Raw genomic sequence first — 12,390 nt, forward strand, 5'->3', positions numbered from 1 at the left:
TTTAACAAAATACAAATGAAAACAAAAAACACATTCAGAAAAACAATAGTACTAACCTTAATACTCGCACTAAGTATGGCTAATACTTCTCAAGCTCAAGAAATCTATAATAAAGATGAAACAAATCAAAAACAAAGACCATTTATAGTAGATAAAAAGGAATATCCTTTTAAAAGTAATTGGTTCACTAAAGACGAAATATCAATGCATTATATTGATGAAGGCGAAGGAATCCCGATTGTATTAACACATGGAAATCCTGATTGGTCATTCTTAAATAGAAACATCATTAAAGAACTTTCAGGCGAAGCAAGAGTTATAGCTTATGATTTACCAGGATTTGGTTTTTCTGACACGCCAAAGGATTATGGTTTTACACCACAAGAACACGTTGAATGGATTAGTGCATTACTTTTTGAACATTTAAAATTAGAGAAATTCATAATTGTGGTTCAAGATTGGGGTGGACCAACGGGTTTATCAGTAGCTACAAGTCATCCAGATAAAGTTTTAGGAGTTGTTATTAGTAATACTTGGGCTTGGAAACCAGAAGGGAAAGTGTTTGAATTGTCAATGATGATGAGATCTTCTGAAATGGAATCCAAAGTTATGGAAGAAAACTTTTTTGTAACAGGGATTATGCGAGGTTCTATCAAAAAGGAATCTAGCAGTAACAAAGCAATTATGGATGCCTATGAAATGCCATTCCCAACAAAGGAATCTAGAAAAGGTACAGCAGTTTTTCCACAACAGATTACATTGGCATCGGATTGGCTAGGAGAATTAGAAAGCAAATTATCTACGCTACAGGAGAAGCCAGTAGAGCTTATTTTTGGATTAAAAGATGATGCCCTCGCTTCGCAAGATATTCAAGATAAATGGCGTTCGTATTTCCCGAAAGCACCTGTACAATTGTTGCCTGATGCTGGCCATTTTACACAAGAAGATAGTCCAGAGAGTTATGTGTTTTCACTAAGACGACTGCTTAAGAATTTATAACAAAAAAATGGAACCTTCAACAGATTTTAAAGATTTTATTTTTGACCAATTACAAAGTTGGAGAAGAGTACGAATCAAAAGAATGTTTGGTTGTGTTGGTTTGTATGCAGACGATTTAATGTTTGGAATTATAGCCAAAGAAGTCATTTTTTTTAAAGTAGATAAAAGTAATATTTCTAATTATTTAGAAGCTGATTCTCAACCTTTAAAGTTATTCAAAAATGAAAGTAAAGTTCTGTCATTTTATGAAGTTCCTATTGAAGTTTTAGAAGATGCTAATCAATTTGTCCTTTGGGCAGAAGAATCATTAAATATTCAAAAAAATAAATCAAAATGAAAAAATCAACAAACATATTTAACAAAATAGTATTAATAGCTGGTATTTTAAATTTTCCAATTGGACTTGGAACTGTGTATCAAGCAGTTTCAACAAAAACAGGTGAAGATTTAATTCACAGTGCAGTAGTTGGCTTATTTATAATGTTCGCAGGAGCAGCAATAATTTGGGCTACTAAAAAACTAAACACAAGAGCTTCGCTAATTGTTTGGAATGGTTTAGTTCGCTTAATTAACGTGTTTATTGTAGCCTATGCAGCTTTGGGTGATGGAGTTTCGCAAATGACATTAACCATAACAGGAATGGATTTAATGCTAGCTATAATCTTTACGATAGGAACGGTAAAAGTTACTGAAATTCCATTTTCAAAATTAATAGTAGGAAAAACAAATAATTTATAATTAACTGGGTACAACAACGTATATAATTAATGGCTAGTTTTAGCTTGCTTACGAAAATCTTTGCAGATTTTCTATTCGGTTTTTATTTGCTAAATTACGTGCTAAACCACGCCACTAATCATATACAAACACGTTGGCAACAAGCTGAAAAAAATGACGATAAACATCAAAAAAACTCTTGAAATTGGAAAAGTCCGAGAACTTTTAAATGAAAACGAGACTTTATTGTTTGTTGTGACTGATGAGAAATTAACTAGAAGTTATGTATTAGAATTACAAAAAGAATTGCCTAATTATGTCGTGACTCGAATTGAATGGCTGAATAAACTGAATATTGTTCCAAGTATATCAACAAAAGTAGTTTTGGAAAATATACTTGAATTTCATAATTGTATTGAATTGTTTGATAAAACAGCTCATTCTCTAATGAATGAAATGGCTGAAACGTTCGATATTAATCTGAATAACTCTAATGAGATTTACGAATTAAAAACCAAAAGAAGCGAAAATCAAAGAGGAGAAATAAATAATGAATGGAAATATCATTTTCACGGAAAAGGTTGCTCATTTACAAATACAAATACCGAACAATTTTTAGATGTTCAAATTAACAACGGAATTGAATTTGGAGAATTAGATACTTATTATTTAATGAAATTTATTCAAACAACGGAATCTCTGAAAAAAGCAAGTCAAATTTTAAACAATAAGACTGAAAATATGCGCAAAGTAATCGAGACATTATGGAGTTCTGATTATCTAATAGAATTACCAGATGGAATAAATAATGAATTAATATTAAACCGGAACAAAAAGCCAATTGCCAACACCGTGTATAATTAATTGCTTTGTTCTTCTCTACTTGCGAATATTCCTGCGGAATATTCACGGGTTCGTAAATGTTTACTAACTTAGTTGCTTAACCACGCAACTAACCATACACAATCACGTTGGCAACAAGCTTGACCCGTCCTGAAACATGGCTACAAGTTAAAATTAAATCAGTATCTAAAATAATTAATCAAGCTATTCTCTTGGTTGCTAAACACCCCTTTTTCGGTTGCTTTTCGGTTGCTTTTCGGTTGCTTTTCGGTTGCTTTTCGGTTGCTTTTCGGTTGCTTTTCGGTTGCTATGGTTGTCATTTTTGGTCACAACCAGCAAAAAAACAAACTAAAAACCTATAAATGAGATAATTAACAAATTAAAACCAAACAACAACCAGTTTCAATTTTGGTTACTACTTAATTGTTAAAAAAACTCAACTACTATTATAATCATTTAAAAAATTAGAGAACTGACTTCTAAGATTAAATTCAACTTCGATGCAACTCCAATATTGACCAAATAAAATATTTCTATTTTGATCATCTTTTATAGATTCAATTAACTTACTTACTTCTATATTATTTACATCTTTTGTTATTAAACAAGGATAGGATTTACTCAAATTTAAATTATTAAATAATTCAGACTGCTCTTTATTATTTAGATCTGAACAAAACGTATTAATATGATAATCTATTGGCATATTTAAATACTTATGCAGTTCCCTTATAGCTATCTGATCGTAAATGGATGTTTTATATATATTTACAAAGTTCATAACAGATAAGATATAAAGTTTAAATGAAAGCTGCTGCCTATCAAGTTGTTTTATCTCCTTTTTTATTATATAATCCGCTAAAATATTATAAGCAGTAATTCTAAAGTCATCTTCAGGAAGTCCTTTTTGCTCAATCATATTTTGAATTATATTCATTGCTCTTTCTATGGTCATTACTATTTTGTTTTATGAAACCGGAAACTAACAGGTGAATTAAGTAAAAACACCACGTATACAAGCTATAAGCGTGAAACAGATTATTTTAAAAAGTTTCATACTATTTACATATTGATTCTTTAAAGAAACTTTTCAATTGATTCACGAGTAATTACACTCCTTGGATTTAAAAGCATTAACAAAGATTCAACATCAAGTTTCTAGTTTCCTCTTTTACTTATTGTAAGTTTTACTATTCCAAATTTTAGATATATAACCAGCAGAATAACCAGTTATATTAGCCACATCTTTTGCTTGGGCTTTATTTAATTTTGCAGAATCTATTACTTTCCTAAGAAAGTCCTGATTCTTCTCAGGATTATTGATATAATTTAAGGTTAACTGAAAGTTTGTATAATAAAAGTCATTAATCTGAATTGCTAATTCTACAGTATCAAGAGTTACTTTATCTTGAAAACTATCATTGAAAGATTTTTTTATTAAATGGATTAGTAAGACTAATTTATGAATGCTTATCATCATTTTAGAAATATACCCTCTAATATTCTCAGGTAGTTTTTTTTTTGGAGTTCAACAAAATCTGAGAGTATTCATGCAATTTCTCATCAACCCCTTTATCTAGAATAACATTACATTCTCTCTTTTCATTTTCAATGTGTTTTCTATAATTGATCAAGCCTTTTAATAGAACATGATAATTATTTAAAATTTCTTCTGATAATTTTTCTTTTGATATTTTAGAGTTATCTACGAGCAGATTAGAGAATAACATCCTATCTATGAACCCACTTTCTAAATTACCATTAGCAAAATTTTTTTTTAAAAATTGGTGTTGTGTAGAGCCTATAAGTGTGGGGTAAGAATTTTCTAACCTATAACTATCTGTTGTTTTTCTTCCTATATCAATGAATAAATTAGTATAACCCTGCAACAAAAAATTACGCCATGCAGGCCCTTCGTTACCTCTTTCATTTGCCATTTTTTGTACTAAAAAATAAATCTCATCAAGATTCACACCTATTGAATAGGGATTATGAAAATGAACGTGCTTCGCTGCTTCTATTGTAGCGTCTTGAAGTAGAAACTGTTTACGCACAGGCTCATCTTTATTAGAAGTAATTTCTTGTTTTTTATGATCTTTAAGCTCCTTACGATACGATTTGTAATTTTCGCTATCAGACTTATTTAGTGGTTTACAAGCTATATTTATTGCTTCTGATTTAGTATCTCCCCTACTTCCAATGATTGTAAAGTATAGGTTCGCATAGTTAGTATACCCCATGCAATTTATTTTAAAAGCTAAACCAGTTCCGCTGCTGAAAGCAAATAATATTGAACTTAAAAGATACTCTTTTGGTATTCTTTTATAAACGAAAGCCTCATTAATAAGTGCTCTTATATCACTTGGCATTGAACTAACAATTCCATCTAATTGCTGAATTGCAGTATCTTTAATATTTGATAATTTAGTGTTCTTGGATTCCTGGTTAATTAAATTAATTTTATCAACTTTCATATTGCTAGAGTTATTATTTTGACAAAAAATTCTATTACATGTATAATGCATTAAGTATTCTTTTTTATTTTCGTTTGTATTTTAGTGATTTAACCTCTTTTAGAGCGTCATCTAAATCAACGCGTTTAATAAATACTCTTCGCCCAATTTTAAAAGCTGGCAGAACTCCTTTTTTTATGTAATTATGAACAGTAAGATTTGTAACTCCTAACTCATCAGAAACTTCTTGTATAGATAGTTTTGAATTGTTATTGATTGCAGTAAATGGTGCTAGTTTTCGGTCTATTAAATTTTCAAAATCTTCAAGTAGCTCTGATTTAGAAAAATTTTGGACTTGGATTAAATGTGACATACGATATTGTTTTAATTAAACGATACCGCAAGTTTAGGATAATATTAAAAAGAGTTGTTTGACCGTGTTTGACTGGTCAAACACGGTCAAACAGTAAAGATTATTTTATAAGAAGTCTGTATATTTCAAATATTTATCTAATTGATTTGACTTCAACGCATAATCATAGTTTTGTTTAGTTATTTTTGTGCCGAAACACTCATTTAATGCATAAACTATATCCGTTTTATCGCAAAATTTCAAATACTCTTTATTACTTAGCTGAATCCCTATCGAACAAATAAACGTTTCAGCCCCTCTTTTTTTAAATTCATCTGGAATCAATATTGAATATTCATCTTGAATTAGTTGTATAATTCCTTTCTCTAGTAATTTGTCAATAATTACACTAAAATTTGTTTTTGGGGTTTCTAGTAGATTTTCTAAGCTCAGCTTAGCTTTAATTTCCTTTTTATTACACTTCTTAGAAGTCTCTTGTAAGCTAAGTATATGATTTTTTATCGTCTCTAAAATAACTTTAGCCTCATAAAATGAGCTCCATTCCTCTAAGAGATCAAAAAAACCGGATAAACCATCATCAGCAAGATTTATTTTGTTTTCAATAGCTAAATTCATAAAAGATTTTGGCTTGTTTTTAAGATAAAGCCTGAGGAAATTTGGTGAGTACGATATATTCAATTTCACATATTCATACCATGACATTACTCCATTCACACCAGTACTTGAAATTAAATTATCATCATAGATGGTATACCACTCTGATTTTGGGTAGTACTCATTGTACTTCTCTTTTAAAAAAGACACTTTTTCGTTTATATCAAAAAAAGATCTCATTTCAAATAAAATTTGTGTAATCACTAATTGTGGATCAGATAATGCAGCAGTAACATGAAATTCTAGAATCTCATACACTTCCATTACAAAATCTTTAGTGAAGTCAAAATCTTTACCCTTATAAATTAATGGAAAATGATAGAAGTTGCATTCTTCAAACAGCTTTTCTAAATTGCATTCTTTTTCTTCAATTGATGAAAATGAAACCTCATAAATATCTTTAGGAACAGAGGTTTTTAACACATTTTTTTTACTAAAAAATTCAAGGTTTCTTCATTAAAGCAACTAAAATCACAATTTTGAGCAATACCAAGATATTCAGTCCTTTTTATCATGCTTTTTTAAGTTTAGGTAATTCCATACTTCCAAATGCCAAATTAATTGCATCAACTTTAGCTTCAGTATCTACTTTGTAATAACTATTAAACGTTTTCAAGTCACGATGGCCTGTCATTTTCATAATAGTTTTATCTGCAATTCCTTTTTTCTTCATTATTGTTATGAAAGTTCGCCGAGCACTATGAGTAGAAATTCTATCATAAAATGGTTTAACGATAACTTCTTTTTGCTTATTCTTATTTCTTGTATACTCTACATCAAAATCAAATTCAGCACTTTTAAATACCTTTTTTATTAATTCATTTTGCTTTTGATTTGTTATAAGTGGTAATAAATTATCATACTTTTTTAAAATGTACTTAGTAATATCAAATAATGGAATTTCTCTAGCATCCTTAGTTACGTCTTTATCCTCTTTTATCAAAAGCACACCATCTCTTATCGTTCTATTATTTATTAATCTAAGTTCTCCAAACCGCAATCCTGTTAAACATTGAAACACAAATACATCTCTTACTTTTTCTAACGATTTCGATTTTGTATCAAATTCAAAAATAGTTTTTACTTGGTCCAAATTTAACGCTACCTCTTGAGTAATTACACGATCTGGTTTTTTAAAACCTCTAAAGGCATCATTATAAGTATACTTCTCCTTTATTGCCCAAAACATAAAAGTTTTAAACAACCCAATATTTCTCGCAAATGTATTGGTACCATGATCTGAAGTCGTATAACAATAATCCGTGAAATCAGTATAAAATTTTTCATTTATATTACTGAAAGTTAAATTATATTTTGTGCTTTTATCAAACTGAACTAAGTGATTTTTGATGTTATTATATCGCTTAATAGTGGAAGGTTTCCATTCTCTTCTTTTCACTTTTTCTTCAATAAAACTATCATACGCTTCATAAAAAACACTTTTACTTGGATCTATTTTTTTAAATTCTCTATTAAAATTTTCTTTCAATATTTTTGAAGTTAAATCCTAATTAATTCTAGAGTACACACCAATCAATTCTTCAAATTTATTCGAATATCTATCTAATTGCTGTTTAATTGATGATGCTTCTTTCAACCTATTGGATCCTCTTAATTTTGGAGCTCTATTCTCAAAACTCCAACCAATAGGAGCTATTCTTTCTCCAGTTGAGTAAACGAACTTCTTTTTCTCTTTATTAAAATGACAAGTAAATAAAATTAATGATGGTTTAGAACCTTTTTCTGCTTGAGGTTCTTTTAAGTAAAAAGAATGTTTCATAATCATTGAGTTGACAAAAGAGTTGACAATATTTATATATTCAAATATAACTCAATTATATAAAAGCATCTACATCATCATCTAAATAACAGTAAATATGTGGATTTCACATATAAAATTACTCATTAAAGCATAAAAGATTCAATACTCTCCGACTCCACAATTAAGCACAACTTTGTTGTTTAAAAGCGCTTGGGCTGAAAGCACAAAAAGTTGTATTTACAGGATGGGATTCACTAGAGAACAACGACGTTAATCTCTCTAACTCCACAACACTCACAACTGTATTGTGAATGAAAATATAAAAATCCATCAAGTTTACTTGAATGGATTTTTGTGTTTAATTATCGTGCTAATTAAAGCAAAACAAATAAAATTGTTCTTCATTAAAGAAAATAAAAATCACCAGCCATTTCCTATATATATTTTGTTTACTAAATTAGTTGCCTCATCACACCTAAACATCTTTTAAGTCATTCAACACATAACGACCTCAACTCCACATGAAACTAACAGTAGCGCTATGTTTTATATTGATATCTCTATTTCTTTCAACACAGTTAAACGCCCAGGACACAGTAGAGTGGTCAAAAGACAGAAAATTAAACTGGTCGGATTTTAAAGCAGCTCCTAATTTAGATATTGTGGCTTATGCCCTCACTTCTTACAAAATAGAAATCCTACCAATTGATATTATGGTTGATGCAGATGAGAATATTCAGGATTATGAAGCATTAACAGTTGTAGCTAATTTTTATACGGAACATTCTTGGGTTTATGAAAAAAGCGCCTATTTACTTTTACATGAACAATTACACTTTGATATCGCTGCCTTATATGCTTTTAAAATCCGTAAAGCGTTTGAAAAATTAAAAGCACAGAAGAATGCTAATTACAATTCTTATGTAAGTGTCTATCAAGAATTATGGAAGGAATGTCTCGAAACACAAAAATCTTACGATAAGGAAACACAGCATGGGCAATTAGTTACTATAAACGATACTTGGATCGATAAAATTACCGAGCAAATAAATGTTTTTGAACAATAAAGAAAAGCTAAGAATCTATAAGCGTAGTTTTAATTTTATTGATCACATAAAATCATTTTAACTCAATTTCTATATAAACAGGAAAATGGTCGGAAGGAAACTTAAAATCTATTGCACTTGAAAACACAGCATATTTAGGTACAAGAACATTGGGTGATTTTGAAACGAATATATAATCGATTCGACGTGTTGCGGATTCATTATATTGAAAGGCATTAAATGTTCCCTCTGGCCCAAACTTTAACGTGGCTATTTGTCTTGAATCAGACATAGTTGGTAAAATTTCTGCGACAACCTTACTATTAGGTTCTACATTAAAATCCCCCATTAAAAGTACAGGATAGTTTTCGGTATTTTCTAACGCCATCTTTTTTAAAATGAGCTTCATGCCTTCTTTTTGTGCTTCTTCACCAACATGATCTAAATGTGTATTGAACACCCAGAACTTTTGACCATTGTCTTTTAAAGTAAATAAGCCGTAAGTGCAGACTCTCGGATAAGCCGCATCCCAACCTTTTGACACTACTGTTGGAGAATCTGATAACCAAAAGGTATGTTGTTTTTCGACTTTCAGTTTTTTTGAATTGTAGTAAATCGCAGAAAACTCGCCTTCTCCATTACCATCTCTTCCTTCACCTATAAATTTATAATCTAGCAAAGCAGAATTTAAATCTTCTATTTGATTTGGTCTTGCTTCTTGAATGCCAAAAACATCTGGACTCAAAAATAAGATTTGAGAACTTAAAAAGTCTTTTCGATTTGACCATGCATTCTCACCGTCTGATGCAATATCCAAACGAATATTATAAGTCATTGCCTTAAGGCTGACCTTACTTCTTTTAACCTCAGGCTTATTAATTTTAGAACTACAACCTAAAACGATAAGGCTAATAAAACATAATGCAATTCGTTTCATGTATTAAATGTTTCTAGCTTAAAAAATTATAACAAGCACTTACATATAAAGTAATATTAATACTTAATCATTATGCTCTGAAGCGACTTTTATCCTTTCAAACGTCAATTCTGGTTCATCGGTAGTAATGTAATCAAAATCATGAGCTAATAACCAATCTATATCTTCTTCTTTATTTGCTGTCCAACCATTTAATTTGAGACCTAAATCTTTAGCTTCTTTAATCCAATGCTCTTTATTTTTTAACTTCCAGACTAAATAATCTAAACCTGTAATACCATCGTTTTTTAATTCTTCTGGAGATTTTGAACCATCGAGATATAAAACTTTTGCGTTAGCATCTATATCTTTAATACGTTTAATAACATCGTAACTAAAACTGATATAATAAGAGATATACGCTTCAGCTTTTAATTCTTTAACCAAGGCTACCGTTTTGTTAGCCATTTCAATATTTCGACCTTCGATTTTGGAAGGCTTTATTTCGCACACCAAACCCGTTGTAGTATTATTAATCATACCTGCACTAATAAAATCTCTTAGTGTAGGAAGTGTTTCACCATTTGGTAACTTATGTTTTGCTAATTCTTCATACGTTGACGTTTCTATATCGACACCTTGATAATCGGCATCATGTGTTACGATTAAAACGTGATCGGATGTCATTCGAACATCAAACTCAGAACCTGTACAGTTTAAGCGGATCGCCTCATGTAATGCAGCGATAGAATTTTTAGGAAAACCTTTAGCTTTCCATGCACCTCTGTGGGCAATTACAGGATTATCAGCAAAAACAATTCCTGGTTCAGTTGTAGTTGAATTGCATGATGCTAATCCAATACATAAAAATAAAACGATAAAACAACGCATAAGTAAAAGTATTAAATAAAAAATGTGTAAAAATCGTAAATTAAAAACACAAAAGGGCAAGTGAACTTGCCCAATATGTTTCTATAGAATGACTAATTCAAATAATTAATTGTAACCATTATTCTGAGGATAATCTGGGCCTAATAAATCTAAATCGTTTTGAGAAATTGGCCAATTAATAAAATGTGATCTCCAATTGTCTCGTGGATCCTTAGATCCTAAATTAGCTGGAAAATACTCACCATCACCAGCATAGTTGGTCATCTGAAAATCCATAACATTTTGTCCCATTCGCTTTAATGTAAACCAACGTTGCCCCTCAAATGCCAATTCTCTTGCACGTTCATCTAAAATGGTTTGTTGATCTACAAACGTCACAGGCGCGGCACCAGCCCTAGTTCTCACAGCATTAATATATGGTAAAGGATCACCTGAAGATCTCATTATCGCTTCTGCAGCTATTAAATACGTCTCTGCTAATCTGTAAACCATAATATTACCTCTAATGGTGTAAGACGCTTCATTACCATCTTCTTGTGCAAATTTGATACAAGAAGGATGCATCCTTTGGTAATACAAACTGTAGTTGTCGCTTGGATTATCTAAATCTGTAATAGGCGCGTAATTATCGACCTCTTCACCAATTCTATCACCTGAAGTATAATAATATTTTAATCTAAAATAAGTATTATCATCTCTTGTATCGTTTGGATCTTCAGCTAAAAGATTTAATAAATATAAATTCGGAACAACTCTAGAGAAACCTCTACCTCCTTGTTCATTATTATAATCTACTCCAGAAATCTGAAAAAATTGAGCTACATAATTCGCATTCATCATGGTGGCATCACCTCCTCCAAGTACATCATCTTTAGACTGTATTACAAATAAAGCTTCTGAATTATTTCTATCTCCAGCAAATACAGCTGCAGTATTAGACACTAAACTATGAGGACTATCTGGTCCTTCTATAACATCTAATGCTTGAGTTTTCGCTTCTGTCCAATCCCCTTGCCACATCGCTACTTTCGCTTTCACATGCTTCGCTGTTCCTTTTGTAACACGGCCAAAAGTATCTGACCAGTTTAAATTTTCGATAGCAAAGTTTAAATCACTATTGATAAGTGCAAAAATTTCTTGTTCTGACGATTTATCATTTATAACATCAAAAGCATTATCTAAAGTTATGGTTTCTGTAGTGACATAAATATTATTATACATTCTGTACAAATAGAAATAAGCATGTGCTCTAAAAAACTTTGCTTCTGATAAAATTTGAGCTCTTGCTCCTTCATCAATACCTTCTAAAGTTTCAGCTGCATTGATTATTGCTGTTGCTTTATTAGCGATATTGTAATAATGTTTCCAAAATAATGACGATGCAAAAGTGGCCCCTAAATCTACTGGAGAAATACCTCTTTCGTATCTTCCTAATAAGCCTGTATAACCCGATCTTGAAAATGTTAAATCAGCTCTAGAAGACATAAGTACTGAGCCCATGTAATCTTCAGTACTGTTATCGTAGCGATCTCTTTCAAATTTATATAAACTTACAACACCAGACTTTAAACCACCTTCTGTTGTGTAAATATAATCCGCATCAATTAGCGTACTTGGTTGTTCTTCTAAGTAGTCTTCACATGAAGCAACTACAAAAAATAACGCCATGGCTAGCAGAAGGCCACCTTTTATTTTTGAATTAAAAAACTTCGTTTTCATAATATTATTCTTTTTTT

General features: G+C 30.6%; 16 protein-coding genes. 5 read left to right on the forward strand and 11 right to left on the reverse strand.

Going from position 1 to position 12,390, the window contains the following annotated elements; translation table 11 throughout:
* Positions 1-15: 15 nt before the first annotated feature.
* The 4 genes from HM992_RS17680 (at position 16) to HM992_RS17695 (ending at position 2,580) form a co-directional block, all read left to right on the forward strand.
* Positions 16-999, forward strand: a complete 984-nt coding sequence (locus HM992_RS17680; RefSeq protein ID WP_179320754.1) for an alpha/beta fold hydrolase — start codon at positions 16-18, stop codon at positions 997-999.
* A gap of 7 nt (positions 1,000-1,006) precedes the next feature.
* Complete coding sequence (locus HM992_RS17685; RefSeq protein WP_178983650.1) at positions 1,007-1,336, forward strand: TfoX/Sxy family protein; 330 nt, start codon at positions 1,007-1,009, stop codon at positions 1,334-1,336.
* Complete coding sequence (locus HM992_RS17690; protein ID WP_179320756.1) at positions 1,333-1,737, forward strand: hypothetical protein; 405 nt, start codon at positions 1,333-1,335, stop codon at positions 1,735-1,737. The genes HM992_RS17685 and HM992_RS17690 overlap by 4 nt, the downstream gene beginning before the upstream one ends.
* Positions 1,738-1,890: 153 nt before the next feature.
* Positions 1,891-2,580, forward strand: coding sequence for a DUF6896 domain-containing protein (locus HM992_RS17695; RefSeq protein ID WP_179320758.1), 690 nt, complete (start codon positions 1,891-1,893; stop codon positions 2,578-2,580).
* Positions 2,581-2,738: 158 nt separating this feature from the next.
* Here HM992_RS17695 and HM992_RS17700 read toward each other — a convergent pair whose 3' ends face one another.
* The 8 genes from HM992_RS17700 to HM992_RS17735 form a co-directional block, all read right to left on the reverse strand.
* Positions 2,739-2,879 carry a hypothetical protein gene (locus tag HM992_RS17700; RefSeq protein ID WP_179320760.1) on the reverse strand — a complete coding sequence of 47 codons (141 nt, stop codon included), beginning with the start codon at positions 2,877-2,879 and terminating at the stop codon, positions 2,739-2,741.
* A gap of 116 nt (positions 2,880-2,995) precedes the next feature.
* The gene (locus HM992_RS17705; protein WP_179320762.1) at positions 2,996-3,514 is read right to left on the reverse strand and encodes a hypothetical protein; all 519 of its coding nucleotides are present in this window, start codon (positions 3,512-3,514) and stop codon (positions 2,996-2,998) included.
* Positions 3,515-3,730: 216 nt separating this feature from the next.
* Positions 3,731-4,039, reverse strand: coding sequence for a hypothetical protein (locus tag HM992_RS17710; protein WP_179320763.1), 309 nt, complete (start codon positions 4,037-4,039; stop codon positions 3,731-3,733).
* A gap of 25 nt (positions 4,040-4,064) precedes the next feature.
* Positions 4,065-5,033: a DUF3987 domain-containing protein gene (locus HM992_RS17715; protein WP_179320765.1), complete on the reverse strand. Its 969-nt coding sequence runs from the start codon at positions 5,031-5,033 to the stop codon at positions 4,065-4,067.
* Between the two features lie 64 nt (positions 5,034-5,097).
* On the reverse strand, positions 5,098-5,385 hold the full coding sequence (locus HM992_RS17720; protein WP_179320767.1) for a helix-turn-helix domain-containing protein: 288 nt from the start codon (positions 5,383-5,385) through the stop codon (positions 5,098-5,100).
* A gap of 105 nt (positions 5,386-5,490) precedes the next feature.
* Entirely contained in the window at positions 5,491-6,462 is a 972-nt protein-coding gene (locus HM992_RS17725) for a hypothetical protein (protein WP_179320769.1), read from the reverse strand.
* A gap of 88 nt (positions 6,463-6,550) precedes the next feature.
* Positions 6,551-7,528, reverse strand: coding sequence for a tyrosine-type recombinase/integrase (locus HM992_RS17730; protein WP_179320771.1), 978 nt, complete (start codon positions 7,526-7,528; stop codon positions 6,551-6,553).
* 18 nt (positions 7,529-7,546) lie between these two features.
* The gene (locus tag HM992_RS17735) at positions 7,547-7,819 is read right to left on the reverse strand and encodes a hypothetical protein (RefSeq protein ID WP_179320773.1); all 273 of its coding nucleotides are present in this window, start codon (positions 7,817-7,819) and stop codon (positions 7,547-7,549) included.
* A 503-nt stretch (positions 7,820-8,322) separates the two neighbouring features.
* Between HM992_RS17735 and HM992_RS17740 the strand changes: the two genes are divergently transcribed.
* Positions 8,323-8,868 carry a DUF922 domain-containing protein gene (locus tag HM992_RS17740; RefSeq protein WP_179320775.1) on the forward strand — a complete coding sequence of 182 codons (546 nt, stop codon included), beginning with the start codon at positions 8,323-8,325 and terminating at the stop codon, positions 8,866-8,868.
* A 52-nt stretch (positions 8,869-8,920) separates the two neighbouring features.
* Here HM992_RS17740 and HM992_RS17745 read toward each other — a convergent pair whose 3' ends face one another.
* The 3 genes from HM992_RS17745 to HM992_RS17755 all read right to left on the reverse strand — a co-directional run bounded on the left by HM992_RS17745 (position 8,921) and on the right by HM992_RS17755 (position 12,373).
* Positions 8,921-9,784, reverse strand: coding sequence for an endonuclease/exonuclease/phosphatase family protein (locus HM992_RS17745; RefSeq protein WP_179320777.1), 864 nt, complete (start codon positions 9,782-9,784; stop codon positions 8,921-8,923).
* Positions 9,785-9,847: 63 nt separating this feature from the next.
* Entirely contained in the window at positions 9,848-10,654 is an 807-nt protein-coding gene (locus tag HM992_RS17750; RefSeq protein ID WP_179320779.1) for a glycerophosphodiester phosphodiesterase family protein, read from the reverse strand.
* A gap of 105 nt (positions 10,655-10,759) precedes the next feature.
* Positions 10,760-12,373 (reverse strand): RagB/SusD family nutrient uptake outer membrane protein, encoded by a 1,614-nt coding sequence (locus tag HM992_RS17755; protein ID WP_179320781.1) that lies wholly within the window; start codon positions 12,371-12,373, stop codon positions 10,760-10,762.
* Between the last annotated feature and the right edge of the window lie 17 nt (positions 12,374-12,390).

It is taken from the genome of Winogradskyella helgolandensis (genome assembly GCF_013404085.1).
GTDB classification, from domain to species: domain Bacteria; phylum Bacteroidota; class Bacteroidia; order Flavobacteriales; family Flavobacteriaceae; genus Winogradskyella; species Winogradskyella helgolandensis.